Below are 19,037 nucleotides of genomic sequence, written 5' to 3'. Positions count from 1 at the left end.
CCATGTGGCCAAGCTAGCTTGGCATCATCGCGCGGCAATTGCAGCCGTTTGTCGCGCGCAGAACGCTGTATACGATCATACCAGGGACACCCATTCGCAAGATTTGCGCAAGGCCGCCGTTGTCCCGGCCACCGAGGCGCCCGAGGGCGGGCCGGCCCGCAGGCCGCGGACCTGCGCGGGCCGAGACGCGGCCATCATCCGGGAGCCGCCGGTCGGCGGACATCCTGCGCCTCAGCACCGGCCCAGGCGTCGATACCATCCATGCCGGGGCCGGCCTCCGCCCGAAGGTCCCGCTGCCGACCGCCCCCTGCATCGGGCGCCCGGCCAGGGCGGCGATGCCGAGATCGGATTCCGGGCCCCGACCCGCCGGCGCCGCGCGCTCACGACGGACCGAGGCGCCCCTGGCCGCGGGCGATGGTGAACAGGGCGATGCCCGCCGCCGTGGCGACGTTGAGCGAATCGAATCCGGCGGCCATGGGGATGCGGAGCGGCCGCGCCTGGGCCAGCGTCGCCGCGTCGAGGCCCGGCCCCTCGGTGCCGAGGATCAGGAGCGCCCGCGCCGGCACGGTGAGGGCATCCAGGGGCTCGGTCGCCCCAGGGCTGAAGGCCAACGGCTGGAGGTCGAGGGCGTCGGCCAGCCGCAGCCAGTCCTGCTCCGCCGGGAGCCGCGCGAAGGGCTGGATCAGCGCGGCCCCGGCCGAAACCCGGATGCTCTTGCGATAGAGCGGATCGCAGCTCTCCCCGTCGAGGATCACCGCGTCGGCCCCGAAGGCGGCCGCGTTGCGGAAGGCGGCGCCGACATTGTCGTGATTGGTCAGGCCGGCAAGGCCGACCACCAGCGCGGGTGCGGGCGGCTGCGGCACGAGGGCGGTCGCCGCGGGTTCCGCGCCGCGCAGGCCGATGGCCAGGACCCCCCGGTGGATCGGGAAGCCGGTGACCGCGCTCATCACCGCCTTGCTGGCGCAATAGACCGGAGGCGGCTCCGGGCAGGCGGCGACGTCGGCGACGAGCCTTGGCCAGCGCTCCGGGGCGATCAGGATCGATTCCGCGCGGAACCGGCTGCGGCGGCCGAGGAGCAGCCGCAGCGTCACCTCGCCCTCGACGATGAAGCGCCCGGCGCGGCCGACGAGGTCGCGCTCGCGCATCCGGGTATAGGGCTCCAGGCGGGGATCGTCCGGGTCGCCGAGGTCTTCCGGGTCCGGGGTCACCTCAGCCCTGGGCGCGCTCGGTGCGGTTCGCCAGCGGGTCGGCCTCGGCCTTGGTCGGCACCTTCACCAGCGCCTCGCCGTCGAGGACGGTCTCGCCCCCGACGGAGCACCGGCAGGCGAGGCGCGCCCGCCGCCGCTCGGGCATGAGTTCGGCCACCGTCACGGTGACGTCGACGACGTCGCCGATCCGCACCGGGGCGCGGAAGTTCAGGGTCTGGGAGATGTAGACGGCGCCCGGTCCGGGCAGGCGCGTGCCCAGCACCGCCGAGATCAGCCCGGCCGTGTACAGGCCGTGGGCGATGCGGGTGCCGAAGGGCGTGCGCGCGGCGAAGTGCTCGGACAGGTGGATCGGATTGCGGTCGCCGGTGATCTCGGCGAAACCCACCACATCCGACGAGGCGATGGTTTTCGACAGAGTCTCCGACAGTCCGACTTCGAGATCCTCGAAATAGAGCACGCGCAGTTCGGGCAGCATGACGCGGCAGACCTCCGGTTCGGGCCGGTCATTCGTCTCGTGCGGCCGGCTCCGGCAACGGCGTCGCACGATCCCGGCGCCGAATCCACCCGGACAAAGGCTGAAGGGCCTCGAACTTTCTTGAGCCGCCGACAGGGTTTTCTCAACAGCCGCTCGACAGAGCCGTGCGCGTCGGCGAAGAGGCGTCCCGTGATCGCCGATGATGTGCCCCCGCCCGCGCGGCCCGCCCTGCGCCCGGTCGTCGCCCGCGTGGCGGCGCTCAACCTCGGCTATTTCGGCATCGAGATCGCGGTGGCGCTCGCCATCGGTTCGGTGGCGCTGATCGCCGACAGCCTCGATTTCCTCGAGGACGCCGCGATCAACCTGCTGATCTTCGCGGGCCTCGGCTGGAGCGCGCGCAACCGCGCCCGCCTCGGGACCGCCATGGCGGGCATCCTGCTGCTGCCGGCGCTGGCGGGCGCCTGGGCGGCCTACGGCAAGATCGCCGATTTCACCGCCCCCGCCGCTCTGCCCCTGACCCTCGCGGGGCTCGGGGCACTGGCCGTCAACCTGACCTGCGCGCTCATGCTCGCCCGGCATCGCTCCGGCTCGGGCAGCCTGACCCGGGCGGCCTATCTCTCGGCACGCAACGACGCCTACGCCAATCTGGCGATCATCGCCGCCGGCCTCGTGACGGCCCTCCACCCATCCCCCTGGCCCGACCTCGTCGTGGCGGCCGGGATCGCGATCCTCAACGCCGACTCGGCCGCCGACATCCTCAAGGCGGCCGCGGCCGAGCGCAGAGCCGCACGATAGCGGCCCCCAGCAGCGACCATCATGCGCATCTTCCCCATCTCGGATCTGCACCTGGAGCGGCGCCGCCTCGACCTGATCGCGCCGCCCGCAGAGCCGTTCGACCTGCTCGCCTGTCCCGGCGACCTCCACGAAGGGCATCCCGAACGGGGGCTCGCGGCCCTGCTGCATCTCGCGCAGGGGCGGCCGATCGTGCTGGTGCCGGGCAACCACGAGCGCTATGCCCCGACCGGGGACCGGCGCACCGCACCGGAGCTGCTCGCCGCCCTGGAAGACGAGGTCACGCGGCTCAACGAGCTGGGTGCCCGGATCCATCTGCTCCAGCGCGCGCAGAGCTGCGTCATCGACGGCGTCCGCTTCGTCGGCACCACCCTGTGGAGCGACTGGGACCTCGCCGGGCGCTGGCTCGCCCCGGATGCCCCGGACCGGCCCGCCGATCCGGTGGCCTACGCGGCCGCCCGCATGACCGATCCTGTGACGGGCTCGCGGGAATATCTCGGCGCGATCCGCAAGGCCGACGGCAGTCCCTGGCAGCCCGCGGACGCGATGGCGGAGCACCGGATCGAGCGGGCCGCCCTGCACGCGGCGCTGCGGATCCCGCACGACGGTCCGACCGTCGTGGTGACCCATCACCCGGCGAGCCCGTTGGCCGCGGACCGGTTCCGGGACGTGGCCGGCGTTCCCTGGTGGGTGCCGGCCTTCTATGCCAGCACGGCCCTCGACGCCCTTTCCGATCCCGCGCGACCGGCGCTGTGGATCTCCGGGCATTTCCACGCGGGCCACGACCTCGCGGTCGGGCGCTGCCGCTGGGTCTCGAACCCGGTGGAGGGCGCGACCTACCGCTGCGATTTCGTCGTGGAAGTCGAGAACCGGTGATTTAGTCCCGTCTCAAGAGATCGGACCGTCGAGGCTGTGCCGTTGCGCACGGCTTGGCCGTAACGGCGGGATGTTGTCGGACCGAACGCCCGTCCAACCCTGATCGGCCCCGCATCCCGGGGCCCTGGTTCGGGGTTCTCATGGTCGGATTTAGCCTGACGTCACGCGGGTTCGCGGCGGTGGTTCTTGCCGTCACCGCTCCCATCTCCGTCGCGTCGACGGCGACGGGCGCCCGGGCGGCCTCCGCTGCGCAGCCGGGGCAGACGGTCGGTCTGCCGGTGGGCGATCAGCTTCCCGTCGGCCTGTATTTCGTGAACCTGTCGAGCTTCGGCGTGCGCGGCACCCGCCCGCGGGATTCCGCGACCAACGTCAACCTGCCGACCTTCGCGTGGGCGACGCCCTGGGACGTCGCGGGCGCGCGCCTACAATTCTTCTTCACCCAGCCGATCGCGGCCGCGAGCAGCCAGGGGGCGCCCTACCAGAGCGGCGTCGGCCAGCAATTGCTCGCCGCGCAGCTCGCCTGGGATCTCGGCGGGGATGTGGGTGTCAGCTACCTGTTCGGCGGCTACCTGCCGATTCAGACGCGCTTCCTGACCCAGTCCGCCTCGCTGACCCACCGCTTCGCGGTCAGCTACACCGGCCAGGGCTGGAACCTCACGGCGAACCTGCTCTACGGCGTCTTCCTCGACCCGCGCTCGCCCAGCGGCACCCTGTACCCGGACTACCTGAACCTCGACCTGACCATGACGAAGAAGTTCGGCGCGTGGCAGGTCGGCGCGGTGGCGTTCGGGTCGACGGACCTTCCCACCGGGGTGGCGAGCTACCGCCCGCAGGGGCAGATCGCGGTGGGCGGTCTCGTCGGCTACAATTTCGGGCCCGTGAACCTCCAGGCCTACCTCACCCACGACGTGGTCGAGCGCAATTACGGCGGCCGCGAGGTCCGCGGCTGGCTGCGGGCGATCGTGCCGCTGTACCAGGACAAGAACGAGGTCGAGCCGGGCCGCACCCTCGTGACGCGGCGGCAGGCCGAGTAGCCAAGCCGGCTGACGCTGTCCGGGCTGGCGCCATCCCGGGCGCAGGCGGCGGATCCGGGTCACGGACCGCTGCCGCGCGGCGAATGCACGACGACGGGGCCGGACGGGGCGCCCGTACAAAAGGGGCCTCCGAGATCGACGATCTCGGAGGCCCCTTTTGCGTGCAGGATTGCGCTGCCGTTCAGGCGGCGGATCCGCGCCCCGGCTGACGGGGCGCGGCAGAGCCTTCAGCCGTGCACCAGCACGTTGCGGAACTGCCAGGGATCGCTGGTGTCGATGTCCTCCGGGAACAGGCCCGGGCGGTCGGTGAGCGGCGTCCAGTCCGTGTACACGCCCACGACCGGACCGAGATACGGGGTCTGGACCTCTAGGCAGCGGCGGAAATCCATCTCGTCGGCCTCGACGATGCCGGCCTCCGGGTTCTCCAGGGCCCAGACCATGCCGGCAAGCACCGCCGAGGTCACCTGCAGGCCGGTGGCGTTCTGATACGGTGCGACCCGGCGGGTCTCCTCGATGGAGAGCTGCGAGCCGTACCAGTAGGCGTTCTTCTTGTGGCCGTAGACGAGCACGCCGAGCTCGTCGATGCCGTCGACGATCTCGGTCTCGTCGAGGATGTGCTGCTGCTCCTGCACCTTGGCCGCCTTGCCGAACATCTCGTGGAGCGACAGCACGGCGTCGTCGGCCGGGTGGTAGGCGTAGTGGCAGGTGGGCCGGAAGACCGGCTGATCGCCCTCGCGCACCGTGTAGTAGTCGGCGATCGAGATTGCCTCGTTGTGGGTCACGAGGAAGCCGAACTGCGAGCCGGCCGTCGGGACCCAGGTGCGCACCCGCGTGTCGGCCCCCGGCTGCAGCAGATAGATCGCGCAGCGCGAGCCCTTCTCCTGCTCGCGGGCGTTGTCGGGCTTCCAGGTCTCGTGCGTGCCCCAGCCGAGCTCGGCCGGCTGGTTGCCCTCGGAGACGAAGCCCTCGACCGACCACGTGTTGACGAAGACGCCGCGCGGCTTCGGATTCTTGGCGCGCTGCGTGTCCCGCTCGGCGATGTGGACGCCCTTCACGCCCAGATCCTTCATCAGGGCGGCCCACTCGGCCTTGGTCTTGGGCTCCGGCCGCTCCAGGCCGGTATCCTGGGCGATATTCAGGAGCGCCTGCTTGACGAACCACGAGACCATGCCGGGATTGGCGCCGCAGCAGGAGACCGCCGTGGTGCCGCCCGGCTTCTGCTCGCGGGCATCGAGGATGTTCTCGCGCAGGGCGTAATTGGTGCGGTCGCCCTGGCTCTTGGTCTTGTCGAAGTAGAAGCCCGGCCAGGGCTCGGCCACGGTGTCGATGTAGAGGGCGCCGAGTTCGCGGCACAGCTCCATGATCGCCCGCGAGGAGGTGTCGACCGACAGGTTCACGCAGAAGCCCTGGCCGCCGCCTTCGGTGAGGAGCGGGGTGAGCACGTCGCGGTAGTTCTCCGGCGTCAGCGCCACCTTCTCGAAGCGCAGGCCGTGCTTCTCGGCGAGGGCGCGATGCGTGTCGACCGGGTCGATCACCGTGAAGCGGGCCCGGTCATACTCGAAATGGCGCTCGATGAGCGGCAGGGTGCCCCGGCCGATCGAGCCGAAGCCGATCATCACGATGGGGCCGGTGATCCGGCCGTGGATCGGGTGACGGGTCGGCTGATCGGTCATGCGGGATATCCTCGTTGGCGGATGCCGGGCGCGTCCGCTCATCTGGCTCGCGGGCGGGTTATGGCGCGCGTGTGACAGTGCAGCGACAGGCCCGCGCCGCCGGAGCGGTGCCGGTGCGGTCCAGGGGCCGAGTCGCCGGAAGCGCGCTCAATGGCCGCTCGCCCGTCGCCGGTCAACCGCGCGGATCCGCGCCTTCGTTAACGGCATCTTGCACGCGCCCGGTCGAAACCATGACCTCGACGCATGCGCCCCCCGCCTTGGAACGGATGGCAGGCTCCGCGTGCAGGGCTCATATTGCAGTGCAGCAAGGTCACCGAGAGGACCGCAGGAACTGGGGAGCGTGGAAACGCCCGGGCCCTCGCACTTGGAGTCCGTCATGCTCGCGCTCATAACCTCCCGGATCCCCGGCCCGGCCGTCGAGACCGCCGACCGTGATCCCGGCTTCCTCACCCTCGTCTTTGCGGTCGCCCGTGGCCTGCGCAACGGAGCGGAGACCGCCTTCGCGCGCCGCTGCGCCCTGGCCCGCGCCGTCGGCGGCCCGAATCCGCTCTGAGGGCGGCCCCCGACCCACTGACGATGCTCCGGACGATTGCGTCGCCCCGGCTAGGGCATTAGGCGGCTCTGCCGTCCAATGGCTTCGGGGGATCGTGATTCCATGCCGACATTTCGTGCGCATCTGCGTCTCAGCCTGATCGCGACCTTGCTCACGGCGGTCCCGATCCTGGCGGCGCGCGCACAGGATGCCGAGCCCGAGGCCGCGCCGGCCGCCGAGGCACCCGCCAAGGCACGTCCCAAGCCCCGGCCGAAGCCCGTCCCCCACAAGGCGGCTAAGCCCGCGGAGGCCGCCAAGCCCGCCGAGGCGGCGAAGTCCGAGGCGGCCGCCACGCCTGCGGCGGCGCCGGCCCACGCCGCGTGGCCCACCGGAGCCAGCACCGTCAGCGAGAGCTACGGCGACTGGACGATGACCTGCACGCGTCCGAACGAGAAGGTCACCTGCATCGTGGCCCAGGCGCAGGGTGATTCGCAGACCGGCCGGCGCAAATTCGGCATCGAGCTGCAGACGCCGGCGAACGGCCGCTCCGAGGGGATCGTGCTGATGCCCTTCGGACTCGCCATCGAGCCGGGCGTGACCTTCAAGCTCGACGAGCAGACCCTGGGCAAGGGCGCGCCCTACACGACCTGCAGCGCCGAGGGCTGCATCGTGGCGATCAGCTTCCCGACGCTGGCCCTCGACGGCATGCGCACCGCCAAGGCGCTCACCGTGACCGGTCAGAAGGCGGGGGGCACCGAACCGGCCACCGTCTCGGTGCCGCTGGTGGGTTTCCCCCAGGCCTTCGACCGGGCCGTCGCCCTCAGCGGCTGAGGCCCGTCGCCTTTTCCGGTTACGGTTAAGCCAGCGTTAGCCGCAGCGCGGCAGGATCCCGCCGAGATGTGGCGCCGCGCGCCGCGGCGCGTCCAGTGCCGCGCGCCGGGTTCGGATCGGCGAGGCGATGGGATCGGTGGGCGGGCGACCCCGGGTCGGTCGAGGACGTGGCGTGCGGCTGCTGACGACGGCGTCGCTGGCGCTGCTTGCCCTTCTGGCGGCGATCGACCCGGTCCTGGCCGCACGGCTGATCGGCGCGAAGGGCAGCGAGAGCGGCAACGGTGCCGGCGGTTACGGCCGGATCGTGTTCACCTTCGACAAGCCGGTCGCGATCAAGACCAAGCTCGCCGGCGGCGTGCTGCTCGTCGGCTACGGCGAGCGGATCGCGGCCGGGCCCGAGCACCTCGCCGACGACATGCCGGCTTTCGTCGCCAGCGTCCGCCGCGATCCTGACGGGACGGGCCTCCGGCTCGCCCTGCAGCGGCCTTACCAGGTCAACGTCCAGACGGCCGGCGAGCGGGTGTTCGTGGACCTGCTGCCGGAGGGCTGGTCCGGCCTGCCGCCGCCGCTCCCGCCGGAGGTGATCGCCGAACTCGCCCGCCGGGCTCGGGCCGCCGAGGAGGCGCTCAGGGCGCGCATCCCGGAACCCGTGCGCCGGCCGCTGGCGCTCGAACTGGCGCGGCTTCCGACCTTGACGCGGTTGTCGCTGCGCCTGCCCGCCGAGGCCGTCTCAACAGTGACCGCCGAGGGGCCGGCGACGCGGGTGCGGGTGGTGGGGGCCTGGACCATCGACACGGGCGAGACCCGCGGCCGTCCGAGGCCGGGCATCGCCAAGCTGGCCACGGAGATCGACGCGAGTTCGGCGAGCCTGCTCGTCACCCCCGAGGACGGCTTCACGATCGGCACCGAGCGCGAGGACGGCGCCATCATCGTGGACGTGGTCCGGCGCAAGCCGCCGGAGCCGGCGACGGCCGCCGTCGACGTGCCGGGGCCAGCCGCTGCGACAGCGTCGCCGCCGATCCCGGTCCCGGTCTCGGTCCCGCCGCGCCAGGCGGCGCCGGCCGCTCCGCCCCGGCCTCCCGAGGCACCGCCGAAGCGCCGTGCCGGCGGCGGCCTGGTCTTCCCGTTCCAAACCCTGCCGCCGGCCGTCCTGTTCGAGCGCGGCGGCGTCGCGACCCTGGCCTTCGAGACCGCCGAGCCGGTGACCCTGCCGCCGGCGAGCCAGGGGCTCGCGCCAATGGGGCCGCCCGCCCGGAGCGGCCCGCTCACGGTCATGCGGTTTCCCGTCCCGTCCGGACGCCTCGTCGATCTCAGCGCCGTCACCACCGCCAGCGGGGTCGCCTGGGAACTCTCGGCGGGCGAGACGCTGAGTCCGAGCGACACGATCGATCCCGTCCGCAAACCCGATCCGTCCGGCCGCATGGCCGTCACCCTGGCGCTGCCGCATCCCGGTTCGGCGACGTGGCTCACCCTCGACAACGAGCGGATCGCGGTGGTCACCTCGGCCGCGCAGCGCCCGGTCGGCAACCCGAAGAGCCGCCGCTTCGTCGATTTCGAGATCCTGCCGAGCCGGCACGGTCTCGCGGTGCTGGCCGGCGCCGACGATCTCGCCGTGCGGCCCGAGCTCGAGAGCGTCTCGATCGGCCGTGAGGGCGGTCTCGCCGCCTCCATGGCGGCCCGCAAGCCGGAAGCGGTGCTCGCGGATGCGGGTGCGCTTGCGATCGCGAAGGAGCCCTGGGAGCGTGCCCGGATGGGCAACGTCCGCGAGACCCTGCGCGGCCTCTTCGACGCGGCCGTCGCTGCGACGCCATCCGAGCGCGGTCCGGCCCGCCTCGCTTTGGCGCGTGCGGATCTGGCCAACGGCCTCGACTACGAGGGCCTCACGGTCCTCGAGATCGCGGCCGCCGACGATCCCCTCCTGGCCTCGCAGCGCGAAACGGCCATCCTGCGGGGCATGGCCCTGGTGCGGATCGGCCGGAACGCGGAGGCGCTGAAGGCCCTCAGCGTGCCGCCCCTGGCCGATGATCGCGAGGCCGCCCTGTGGCGGGCGATGGCGGCAGCGGGTGCGGGCGACTGGAAGGCGGCGGAAGCCGGCTTCCTCAAGGTGCTGCCGCTGGCCAGCGGCTATCCCACGGATGTGGCGCAGCTGATCCGGGCGAGCGCGGCCGAATCGGCGATCGAGAACGGCGATGCCGAGACCGCCGCCGCCCGGGCCGAGGCAGAGCGTCATCTGGCGCCCTGGATCCGGGACCGGTTGGCCCTGGTCCGCGCCCGCGTGGCCGAGGCGACCGGCCAGACCGAGGCGGCCCTCGACGCCTATGCCCGCCTGGAGGATTCAGCCGTGCGGCCGGTCTCGGGCGAGGCCGCCCTCAGGGGGGCGCTCCTGGCTCGGGCTTCCGGCAAGCTGGCCCTCGATGCCGCCACGGAGCGGCTGGAGCGGCTCGCCCTGACCTGGCACGGCGGCCCGGTCGAGGACGGCATCACCGCCGGCCTCGCCCGCCTCTACCTCGACGCGGGCCGGTGGCGGGACGCCTTCACGGTGGTGCGCCGGGCCAATGCCTCCGCGCCCAACGCCCCCACCACGGAGGCCCTGACGCGGGAGGCGCAGATGGCCTTCGAGAACCTGTACCTCACCGACAAGGGCGACAAGCTCTCCGGGATCGAGGCCGTGGCGCTCTTCTTCGACTTCCGGGAGCTGAGCCCGATCGGGCGGCGCGGCGACGCGGTGGTGCGCCGGCTGGCCGACCGCCTCGTGGGCCTCGACCTCCTCGATTCCGCCGCCGACCTCCTGAAGTACCAGATCGACAACCGCCTCACCGGCCCGGCGCGGTCCGCCGTGGCGACGCGGCTCGCGACGGTGCGGCTGATGGACGACAAGCCGATGGAGGCGCTCAAGGCCCTCGACGCCACCGAGCTGCCCGAGCTCCCGGGCGAGCTCAGGCGCGCCCGCGGCCTGATCCGCGCCCGTGCCCTGTCGGACCTGACCCGGACCGACCTCGCCCTGGAGACGATCGACGGCGAGAGCGGCCCGGATATCGACCGGCTGCGCGCCGACATCTACTGGGGCGCACGCCGCTGGCGCGAGGCCGGCGAGGCCCATGAGGCGCTGCTCGGCGATTCGTGGCAGTCCGGCCAGCCGCTGGACGATCAGGCGCGCGCCGACGTGATCCGCGCCGCGATCGCCTACGATCTCGCGCACGAGGCCATCGGCCTGGAGCGGCTCAAGGCGAAGTTCTCGGAGGCCATGGCGGCGAGCCCGGACGCCCGCACCTTCGCGCTCCTGACCGGCATGGACCCGACCCGGGCGCCGGGCTTCCGGGACATCGCCGCGCGCGCCACGAAGGCCCAGACCCTGTCGGCGTTCCTGGCCGAGTATCGCAAGCGCTACCCGGACGCCGCCACACCCGCACGCGGCGGGCCGGACGCACCCGGCGCGAGCGGCGAGGCGTCCCAGGAGGCTCCGCAGGCAGGCGGGGCAGGCGGCCAGCAGAGCAGCGCCGGATCGCCCGGCGCGCCGCCCGGGTGAGCCGGCCCGTCGATCCGGACGCCTTCCTGACGACCGACGACGGTCGCGTCTGCACGCCCGAACGGAAGGCCGAGCGGCGCGAGATCCTGTGCGGCCTGCAGGGCGCCGGCACGTCGAGCGGGATCGCCCGGCAGGGGCCGCAGGCCGGCCGCGTCTAGGCCGATGCCGCGCGGCCCGTCAGGCGACTCCGCGCACCGATCCCCGCCATCGCGCGATCCTGCGGTGTCGCCGCGGAGGCCGTCCGGATTCGCCCGGATCGTCGACGGCCGGTCGCGGCTGCCGTCATCCGCCGTAGCTCTGGACCAGCGAGCCGGCGACCAGGGTCCAGCCGTCGACCAGCACGAAGAAGATCAGCTTGAACGGCAGGGCGACCGTCGCCGGTGGGACCATCATCATGCCGACGGCCATCAGAACCGACGCGACCACGAGGTCGATGATCAGGAACGGGATGAACAGCAGGAAGCCGATCTCGAAGGCACGGCGCAGTTCCGAGATCATGAAGGCCGGGGTCACGATTTCCAGGCCGACATCCTCCGGGCCTTTCGGCGCCGGCACCTTGGCGAGGTCGAGGAACAGCTTCAGGTCCTTCTCGCGCACATTGCGCAGCATGAAGGTCTTGAACGGCGCCGAGGCGCGCTCGAACGCCTGCGCCTGCGTGATCCGGCCGGCGACCAACGGCTCGATGCCGGCGCTGTAGGCCGCGCGGCCCGTGGGGGCCATCACGAAGGCGGTCAGGAACAGCGCCAGGCTGACCAGCACCGCGGTCGGTGGCGCCGTCTGGGTGCCCAGCGCCGATCGCAGGATCGACAGCACCACGACGATGCGGGTGAAGGCCGTGGCCATGACCAGCACCGACGGGGCCACCGCCAGGACGGTGATCAGCGCCACGAGCTGCAGGGCGCGCTCGGTGGTGCCGCCGGCGCCCAGATCGAGGGTGACGCTCTGCGCGAGGGCGGGGCCGGCGGCGAGCAGACCGCCGGCCAGTCCGGCCAGGGCGAGCAGCCGCAGGCGCGGCTTCGGGACAAGGGCCGCCGGGCGAGCCGGCACGGGACGGTTCTGGGTCACGGATTGTCGCAGCTGGGTGTGGCCGGACGCACCCCGGCCCGGCGCGCTTCGAGGTTCTGCCAGACGAGGAGCGCCGGCAGGCCGAGCACCACGTCGGGCACCCGGCGTGCGAGCGAGAGGGCGAGGGCGGTGCCGGCATCGATGCCGAACAGACCGCAGACCAGGACGAGCCCGCCCTCCTGCACACCGAGGCCGCTCGGGACCGGAAAGGCTGCGGCCTTGATCGCCTGGCTGAGCGCCTCGATCACCAGGATGTCGGCCAAGCCGACATGATCCACGCCGATGCAGGCGAGGACGACGGCGACCTCTGCCGTGCCGAGCAGCCAAGCCAGCGCGTGCAGGACGAAGGATTGGGCCAGGTGGCCCCGTCGGCTCGGCGCCCAGATCGTGTCCAGAGCCCCCTGGATCCGCCGGGGCGGCTCGGGGCGCGCTTCGGTCTCGCGCACGAAGCGCCGGACGAGGGCGGTGAGCCGATCCTCGATCACCCGCACGATGCCGATCCGCTGGAGGGCGAAGAACGCCGCGACCACCAGACCGGCCACCGCCAGCGTCCGCAGCGTCCAGCTGGCGAGCGCAGCCGCTTCGGCGCCCTGGACCCGGCTCAGGAGGCCCGCGCCGAGACTGGCGAACAAAGCGAGGGTTCCGACCTGGAAAAGCAGGTCGGCCAGGACCGAGGCCGCCGCCAGGGACCCGGCAACACCCCAGAAGGTGAGGAGGCGTGCCCCGAGGACGTCTCCGCCCACCGAGGCGACGGGCAGCAGAACGTTGATGCCTTCGCGGACGAAGCGCAGGATCAGACAGGCCGGGCCGGCCGGGGGCGGCAGCCCGTCGAGGATGCGCGCCCAGGCGAGGCCACAGAGGAGGATCACGAGGATCCGCACCAGCGTGACGCCGGCGAAGCCCGCGAAGCCGATCCGCCCGAAGGCCGTGGCCACGGCGGCCAGATCGTTGGTCGCCACGAGCCAGACGGCGAGACCGAGGCCGATCAGGGTACCGATCAAGGGGAGGCGACGCAGCACGGCGTGGGCTGCCCGCCGCTTCCGGGAAACGTGGTTGCCGGTCACGGTGCGGGGGCCTCGCGTCGAGAGGCGGGCAAGAGCGCGCTCCAGGTTGTGCCGGTCAGCGGACCGGCGGCGATTCGTCGGATGGTATCGCCGCTAGAGCGGTATTGGGGCCGAATTCGGGGTTTGCACGGCGGGGCAGGACGGGATCGAGTACGGCGGCACGCGCTTCGGCCGGGCCGGCGGCGGGATCGAGCAGGAAAACGCGGCCCGCAGCCAGGCTCGCGCCGGTGGCGACCGCCACCGCGCGCTTCGGGCAGGGGCCGAGGCAGCTCGATTCCACGACACAGAGCTTCCTCCGGCGGCCGGCTCCCCCGTCCTGGGCGGCCTGCTTCCCGGCCTTTTTCAGCAGGGCACGGAGGTCTCGGCCGCGCAGACCCTGCCGCTTGGCGCATTTGGAACAGACGACGACGATCTCGGTGAGCTTGGTCTTGGCCGAACGGCCGGTCGGGCGGCCATCCACGCCCGGAACATGGGGTTCTGTCATCATCCAGAGACTGTAGGACGCGATACCCGGTGCGGGCTACGGCGCCTGTCGCCGCGGCGCAGCGACGGGCGGAGCGGCCAAGCCGGGTGCCATAAAAAGGGCCTAAAAGAACGGGATTCCGATTATCGCGCACGGGCCGCCCCTCGGCCGGCGCCGCGGCAGCGGAACCGGCGCAGACCCAGGAACAAAGAGCGGATGAGCTTCGACGACGTCAAGGACGACACGCGCGAAGGCGAGATCGTGACGTTCGCCGCACCGACGATGACCGAGTTGCGGCGGAGCGCGGAGACGATCCGGCCGGTGCCGGAGAAGCGCACCGCACGAGCGCTCGTCGCCTCGGTCCGTGAGCGCCTGGACTGGACCCGTCTGCCCGGTCTGCGCCCGCGGCAGGAGGACACGTCGAGCTACGGCGCACGGATCATCCGCCGGATCGGCTTCTTCGTGCTTTTGCCCACCCTGGTGGTCGGCCTCTACCTGTTCGCCTTCGCGTCCAACCAGTACGTCGCGGAGGCCCAGTTCGCGGTCCGCGGCAATGTCGAGCCGATGGAGAACATCTCGCTCGGCCAGTACACGAACCTGATCCAGAAGCATAACAGCCAGGACAGCTTCATCGTCCGCGACTACATCAACAGTCAGACCCTGGTCGAGGCTCTCGAGAAGAGCATCGGCATTTCCAAGATGTTTTCGCGGTCCGAGGCGGATTTCTGGGCGCGCTTCGATCCGACCGATCCGATCGAGGATCTCACCAAATACTGGCGCAAGCACGTCGAGGCGCATATCGACTCGATCTCAGGCGTGATCCGCCTGTCCGTGCGCGCCTTCACGCCCGAGGACGCCCTGACCATCGCCCGCGCGGTGGTGTTGCGCTCTGAGGCTCTGATCAACGACATCTCGAAGCGGGCGCAGTCCGACATGGTCGCCCAGGCCGAGGCGGACGCCAAGGTCGCGCAGGACCGTCTGCGCAAGGCGCATCTCGCGCTGCAGGCCTTCCGCAATCAGTGGGGCGTGATCGATCCGATCAAGTCAGCGGAGGGAACGCTGACGGCCCTGACGTCCCTGCGGAAGGACAAGCTGAAGGCCGAGAACGACCTGCAGGTCCTGCGCGGCTCCAATCTGGACGAGCGGTCGCGCTCGATCCAGACGCTGGTGGCCAACATCGCGGCCATCGACCAGCAGATGAAGACGCTCCAAGACGAGATGACGAGCGCCACCGCCGGCGCGGGCGGGCAGAACCTGACCGAGGCGCTGCTCCAGTACGAGGGCCTGCTGGTCGAACGGACCATCGCCGAGAAGCTCGAGGAATCAGCCCACACCCTCCTCGACCGGGCCCGCGTCTCTGCCAGCAAGCAGCACATCTTCCTGGCCACCTTCGTGCCCCCGGTCCTTCCCACCGACAGCCTCTACCCCGAGCGGGGCCATACCCTGCTGGTGGCGTTCTTCTGCTTCCTGGTGATCTGGAGTTCGTCCGCGCTCCTGCTCGCAGGCATCCGCGACCAGAGGATGTAGCCGCGGTCGCGGCTCCCGGATCTGGATCCGGGGCGGCGCGGTCTGTAGAGGGAGGCGGCCCGGCCTTTCGGGCGTCCCAGAATGAGCGAACGCTAACACGCCATGTCGGATTTCTCCGATCTCGTCGCGAAGGCGATCCAGCCGTCGATGACCCGTGAGGAGCGCGAGGCGGTCTACACGGTGGTGCGGCAGGCCGTGCTCCGGTTGCAGGAGCGGGAGGCGCTGCCCGCCGACGATCCGCGGGTGGCCCTCCAGCGCCACCTGGTCGAGGAGACGATCCGCGACGTGGAGGGCGACGTGGCCCGCTACGAGTCGCTGCGCAAGCTCGACGCGGCCTTCGCGGCCCAGACCGAGGCCCACAAGGCGGCGCAGAGCGGGCGGCGCTAGGACCGTTCACCACCGCGTCGAGACACCGCCATCCGCATCGATTCCGGGCCGGATTTCCGCCGAGCGGCAGCGCGCCTGAGCGGGGATCGGTCCCGCGACCCCTGGCGCGTCAGCCGCAGGCGACACTCGTCCGGACGCTCCCGGGCTCGGCCACTTCGAGCCCTGCCGAGACGTATTCGTTGAGCTTGTTGCGCAGGGTCCGGATGGAGATGCCGAGGATCCGGGCGGCGTGAGTCCGGTTGCCGAGGCAATGATCCAGGGTGTCGAGGATCAGGTCGCACTCGACCTGCGCCACGGTCCGCCCCACCAGCCCGCGGGTGGCGGCCTCGGCGACCTGCGCGGCGCGCGCGGCCGGTCCCTCGGCCGCGAAAGTCTCGCCGTCGGGCGAGAGAATCGCCTCCGGGCCGATCGTGTCGCCCGAGGCGAGCAGCACCGCCCGGTGAAGGGTATTCTCCAGCTCGCGGACGTTGCCGCGCCACGGGTTCTTCAGCACCAGGGTCCGGGCTTCCGGAGAGAGCGGGCGGACCGGCATCCCGTTCACCGCGGCGTATTTCCGGGCGAAGTGGGTGGCGAGTTCGATGATGTCGGCCGGACGCTCCCGCAGGGGCGGCAGCCGCAGGGCGACGACGTTGAGCCGGTAGAGCAGATCCTCGCGGAACGTGCCCTTCCGGACTTCCTCGGCGAGGTTGCGGTTCGAGGTGGCGAGCACGCGGATGTCGACCCGCACCGGCGCCGTGCCGCCGACCCTGTCGATCACCCGCTCCTGGAGGGCCCGCAGCAGCTTCGCCTGCAGGCGCACGTCCATCTCGGAGATCTCGTCGAGGAGCAGCGTGCCGCCATTGGCCTCCTCGAACCGGCCGATCCGTCGGGCGACCGCCCCCGTGAACGCCCCCTTCTCGTGGCCGAACAGCTCGGATTCGAGCAGCGCCTCGGGGATCGCCGCGCAGTTCACCGACACGAAGGGCTTGCCCGCCCGGTTGGACTTCTGGTGGACGTGGCGGGCCAGCACCTCCTTGCCGGTGCCGCTCTCGCCGGTGATCAGCACCGAGGCTTCGGAGCGCGCGACCTGCTCGGCGAGCTTGACCACCCGCTCCATGGACGGGTCGCGCCAGACGAAGGCCGCGCGATCCGTGGCGACCGCCTCCAGCACCGCGGCGATCATCTCCGGGTCGGGGGGGAGGGGGATGTACTCCTTGGCGCCGGCCCGGATCGCCGCCACGGCGGCCGACGCGTCCGCCGACACGCCGCAGGCGACCACGGGCGTGCGGATCCGCTCCGCCTCCAGGGCGGTGACGAGCTCGCGGATCGGCAGCCCGACATCGATCATGATCAGGTCGGCGCCCCGGGCGCGCAGGACGTTGAGGCCCTGCGGCACGGCATCGGCCTGCGTCACCGACGCGCCGCGCTGCATGCAAATCTTCGAGGCGGTGATCAGCTCGCCATTGAGCCGCCCGATCATCAGGAGCCGCATGGTTCGTCCCTCTCAAACATCCTGGCGCGGGTTACGCGCCGAACTGGCCTGCGGCCGTCGCCGGCGCCCGGGCCACATTCTCGGTCGCCCGGGTCATTCACCCTTGACGATCTCGGTCATCGTCACACCGAGCCGATCCTCCACGAGGACGACCTCGCCGCGGGCGACCAGCCGGTTGTTGACGAACACGTCGATCGCCTCGCCGACCTTCCGGTCGAGTTCGAGCACCGCCCCGGGCGCCAGCCGCAGCAGGTCGCCGATCGGCATCCGGGCCGAGCCCAGAACCGCCGAGACCATGACGGGCACGTCGAAGAGCTGCTCCAGGTCGGCGGCGGTCTTCGGGGTGGTGGGCGCGTCGCGGATCGAGCCCGCCGCGTAGTCGGTGTCGTGCTCGCCGAGCTGGGGCAGGCTGAAATCGTCGGACATCAGGATCTCCTCACAGGCTCGTCGGCAGGCCGAGGGCGTCCAGCACCGCCGCCTCGATGCGGGCGCGCTCGCGGACGATGCCGCCGTCCGCCCACTCGATGCGGGCGTCGCCCGCCGCCATGTCGGGGTCGCCGAGGACGACGAGGCGGCCCTCGTAGCCGCGCTCGCGGGCGAGGCGCTTCACCAGGGTCTCGACCTCCTCGACGAGGCTGTCGTGCACCCGCACCACCAAGTGCGGCACGCCGCGCAGATGCTGGAGCGCCGTCCGGGCCGCCTCGCCGATGCCGGCGAGCGGGGCGGCATCGAGGGCGTCGCCCGCCACCTTGCGGGCGATCAGCATGGCCACCTCGACCGCTTGCGCCTCGCGCTCGGTGTCGCGGGCGTCGGCCTGGGCGATCAGGCCCGCGGCGGCGAGCGCCAGGCGGGTCATGGCGTCGGCGAGCCGCCCCTGGACCTGCGCCTCGGCCTGGGCGCGTCCCTCCTGCAGGCCGCGGGCATGCGCCTCGGCCTCGGCGCGGAGCGCGGCCTCGGCGGCGCGCTGGGCCTCGGCGCTCGGGCGGGCGCTGCGGAAATCGGTCTCGAACAGGAACGGCTTGGCGCTCCGGGCGGATTGGGCGCTCAATAGACCAGCTCCTCCTCGGCGCTATTCTTGGCGATCATGATCTCGCCCTTCTCGGCGAGGTCCTTGGCGATCTCGGTCATCTTCGCCTGGGCCTCGTCGACCTCCTTGAGCCGGACCGGCCCGAGGGCGGCCATCTCGTCGGTGAGGTTCTTGGCAGCCCGGGTCGACATCTGCTGCATGAAGAAGGCCCGGGTCCTCTCGTTGCCGCCCTTCAGGGCGCGGCACAGGGTGTCGTTGTCGACCGAGCGCATCAGCGTCTGGACGCTGCCGGGATCGAGCTTCAGCAGGTCCTCGAAGGTGAACATCAGCTCGCGGATGCGCTTGGCCGAGCCGCGGTTGGCCTGGTCCAGGGCGGCGAGGAAGCGGCCTTCCGTCTGCCGGTCGAAGGCGTTGAACACGTCGGCCATCATCTCGTGGGCGTCGCGGCGCTGGGTCTGGGCGATGGTGGAGACGAACTCGACCCGCAGGGTCTCCTCGATGTGGCGCAGCGCCTCCTTCTGCACCGTCTCCATGCGCAGCATCCGGTTGAGGCAGTCGATGGCGAAATCCTCGGGCAGGATGGTGAGCACCTTGGCGGCGTAGTCGGCCCGCACCCGCGACAGCACCACCGCCACGGTCTGCGGGTACTCGTTGCGCAGGAACGAGGCGAGGATCTCCGGGTCGACCTGGGCGATCGAGGCCCAGACGCGCTTGCCCGACGCGCCCTTGATCTCCGCCATGATCAGCGAGACCTGGTCGCTCGGGAAGATCTTGAGGAGCAGCGCCTCGGTCCGCTCGAAATTCGACGAGATGCCGCCGCTGTTGCCGAGCTTCGTCACGAACTCGATGATCAGCTTCTCGACGGTCGTCGCCTCCAGCGTGCCGAGCTGGACCATCGCGGCGCTGACCTTCTTAATCTCCTCCTCTTCGAGCGCCTGCCAGATCGGCGCGCCTTCCTCCTCACCGAGCATCAGCAGGAGCGCGGCGGCGCGCTGCGGACCGGGCATCGCCGCGAACGAATCGCCGCCCGCCGTCGCCAGCGTGTTCGCCAAACCCTGTCCCGCACCTGCCGCCATCGTATTGCCC

The 19,037-nt window shown here is 71.7% G+C and carries 19 protein-coding genes; 9 read left to right on the top strand and 10 right to left on the bottom strand.

Annotated features, from left to right (window positions below; genetic code table 11):
* Window positions 1-380 precede the first annotated feature (380 nt).
* Both GGQ91_RS02340 and croR read right to left on the bottom strand, forming a co-directional pair.
* Window positions 381-1,208: a TrmH family RNA methyltransferase gene (locus GGQ91_RS02340; RefSeq protein ID WP_043386039.1), complete on the bottom strand. Its 828-nt coding sequence runs from the start codon at window positions 1,206-1,208 to the stop codon at window positions 381-383.
* Window position 1,209: 1 nt separating this feature from the next.
* On the bottom strand, window positions 1,210-1,683 hold the full coding sequence (croR, locus tag GGQ91_RS02335; RefSeq protein ID WP_043386041.1) for a 3-hydroxybutyryl-CoA dehydratase: 474 nt from the start codon (window positions 1,681-1,683) through the stop codon (window positions 1,210-1,212).
* Window positions 1,684-1,872: 189 nt separating this feature from the next.
* On the opposite strand from croR, the gene GGQ91_RS02330 reads away from it, so the two are divergent.
* The 3 genes from GGQ91_RS02330 to GGQ91_RS02320 all read left to right on the top strand — a co-directional run bounded on the left by GGQ91_RS02330 (window position 1,873) and on the right by GGQ91_RS02320 (window position 4,385).
* Window positions 1,873-2,478, top strand: coding sequence for a cation efflux transmembrane domain-containing protein (locus GGQ91_RS02330; protein ID WP_182591268.1), 606 nt, complete (start codon window positions 1,873-1,875; stop codon window positions 2,476-2,478).
* A gap of 21 nt (window positions 2,479-2,499) precedes the next feature.
* Complete coding sequence (locus GGQ91_RS02325; RefSeq protein WP_182591267.1) at window positions 2,500-3,351, top strand: metallophosphoesterase; 852 nt, start codon at window positions 2,500-2,502, stop codon at window positions 3,349-3,351.
* 140 nt (window positions 3,352-3,491) lie between these two features.
* Window positions 3,492-4,385, top strand: a complete 894-nt coding sequence (locus tag GGQ91_RS02320) for a transporter (protein ID WP_043350152.1) — start codon at window positions 3,492-3,494, stop codon at window positions 4,383-4,385.
* A gap of 227 nt (window positions 4,386-4,612) precedes the next feature.
* Here GGQ91_RS02320 and GGQ91_RS02315 read toward each other — a convergent pair whose 3' ends face one another.
* Window positions 4,613-6,058, bottom strand: a complete 1,446-nt coding sequence (locus GGQ91_RS02315; RefSeq protein ID WP_182591266.1) for a homospermidine synthase — start codon at window positions 6,056-6,058, stop codon at window positions 4,613-4,615.
* 376 nt (window positions 6,059-6,434) lie between these two features.
* Between GGQ91_RS02315 and GGQ91_RS02310 the strand changes: the two genes are divergently transcribed.
* The 4 genes from GGQ91_RS02310 (at window position 6,435) to GGQ91_RS02295 (ending at window position 11,105) form a co-directional block, all read left to right on the top strand.
* On the top strand, window positions 6,435-6,611 hold the full coding sequence (locus tag GGQ91_RS02310; RefSeq protein WP_164706345.1) for a hypothetical protein: 177 nt from the start codon (window positions 6,435-6,437) through the stop codon (window positions 6,609-6,611).
* 102 nt (window positions 6,612-6,713) lie between these two features.
* The gene (locus GGQ91_RS02305; RefSeq protein WP_043760167.1) at window positions 6,714-7,421 is read left to right on the top strand and encodes an invasion associated locus B family protein; all 708 of its coding nucleotides are present in this window, start codon (window positions 6,714-6,716) and stop codon (window positions 7,419-7,421) included.
* Between the two features lie 127 nt (window positions 7,422-7,548).
* Entirely contained in the window at window positions 7,549-10,947 is a 3,399-nt protein-coding gene (locus GGQ91_RS02300) for a hypothetical protein (protein WP_182591265.1), read from the top strand.
* Window positions 10,944-11,105 carry a hypothetical protein gene (locus GGQ91_RS02295; protein WP_158498481.1) on the top strand — a complete coding sequence of 54 codons (162 nt, stop codon included), beginning with the start codon at window positions 10,944-10,946 and terminating at the stop codon, window positions 11,103-11,105. Before GGQ91_RS02300 ends, GGQ91_RS02295 begins: the two co-directional genes overlap by 4 nt.
* A gap of 124 nt (window positions 11,106-11,229) precedes the next feature.
* Here GGQ91_RS02295 and fliP read toward each other — a convergent pair whose 3' ends face one another.
* Genes fliP through GGQ91_RS02280 form a run of 3 tightly spaced genes read right to left on the bottom strand, consistent with a single transcriptional unit; the run spans window position 11,230 to window position 13,563 of the window.
* Complete coding sequence (gene fliP / locus GGQ91_RS02290; RefSeq protein WP_403090680.1) at window positions 11,230-12,012, bottom strand: flagellar type III secretion system pore protein FliP; 783 nt, start codon at window positions 12,010-12,012, stop codon at window positions 11,230-11,232.
* The gene (locus GGQ91_RS02285) at window positions 12,009-13,076 is read right to left on the bottom strand and encodes a flippase-like domain-containing protein (protein WP_182591264.1); all 1,068 of its coding nucleotides are present in this window, start codon (window positions 13,074-13,076) and stop codon (window positions 12,009-12,011) included. Before GGQ91_RS02285 ends, fliP begins: the two co-directional genes overlap by 4 nt.
* A gap of 55 nt (window positions 13,077-13,131) precedes the next feature.
* Window positions 13,132-13,563 carry a hypothetical protein gene (locus tag GGQ91_RS02280; protein WP_182591263.1) on the bottom strand — a complete coding sequence of 144 codons (432 nt, stop codon included), beginning with the start codon at window positions 13,561-13,563 and terminating at the stop codon, window positions 13,132-13,134.
* 192 nt (window positions 13,564-13,755) lie between these two features.
* Between GGQ91_RS02280 and GGQ91_RS02275 the strand changes: the two genes are divergently transcribed.
* Together GGQ91_RS02275 and GGQ91_RS02270 are read left to right on the top strand one after the other, a co-directional pair.
* Entirely contained in the window at window positions 13,756-15,066 is a 1,311-nt protein-coding gene (locus GGQ91_RS02275) for a KpsE/RkpR family capsule polysaccharide export protein (RefSeq protein WP_043386053.1), read from the top strand.
* A 102-nt stretch (window positions 15,067-15,168) separates the two neighbouring features.
* Window positions 15,169-15,453: a hypothetical protein gene (locus GGQ91_RS02270; RefSeq protein WP_043347393.1), complete on the top strand. Its 285-nt coding sequence runs from the start codon at window positions 15,169-15,171 to the stop codon at window positions 15,451-15,453.
* 109 nt (window positions 15,454-15,562) lie between these two features.
* On the opposite strand, the gene flbD is transcribed toward GGQ91_RS02270, so the two are convergent.
* The 4 genes from flbD to GGQ91_RS02250 all read right to left on the bottom strand — a co-directional run bounded on the left by flbD (window position 15,563) and on the right by GGQ91_RS02250 (window position 19,027).
* Window positions 15,563-16,924: a sigma-54-dependent transcriptional regulator FlbD gene (gene flbD / locus GGQ91_RS02265; RefSeq protein ID WP_043386056.1), complete on the bottom strand. Its 1,362-nt coding sequence runs from the start codon at window positions 16,922-16,924 to the stop codon at window positions 15,563-15,565.
* A gap of 93 nt (window positions 16,925-17,017) precedes the next feature.
* Complete coding sequence (gene fliN, locus GGQ91_RS02260; RefSeq protein ID WP_012321962.1) at window positions 17,018-17,350, bottom strand: flagellar motor switch protein FliN; 333 nt, start codon at window positions 17,348-17,350, stop codon at window positions 17,018-17,020.
* Window positions 17,351-17,360: 10 nt separating this feature from the next.
* Window positions 17,361-17,972 (bottom strand): FliH/SctL family protein, encoded by a 612-nt coding sequence (locus GGQ91_RS02255; RefSeq protein WP_043347399.1) that lies wholly within the window; start codon window positions 17,970-17,972, stop codon window positions 17,361-17,363.
* Window positions 17,969-19,027: a flagellar motor switch protein FliG gene (locus tag GGQ91_RS02250; RefSeq protein ID WP_043347401.1), complete on the bottom strand. Its 1,059-nt coding sequence runs from the start codon at window positions 19,025-19,027 to the stop codon at window positions 17,969-17,971. The genes GGQ91_RS02255 and GGQ91_RS02250 overlap by 4 nt, the downstream gene beginning before the upstream one ends.
* Between the last annotated feature and the right edge of the window lie 10 nt (window positions 19,028-19,037).

The organism is Methylobacterium fujisawaense (assembly GCF_014138435.1).
GTDB lineage: Bacteria > Pseudomonadota > Alphaproteobacteria > Rhizobiales > Beijerinckiaceae > Methylobacterium > Methylobacterium fujisawaense.
The sequence above is the reverse complement of the archived record's forward strand: the minus strand, read 5'-3'. Positions and strand labels throughout refer to the sequence as shown.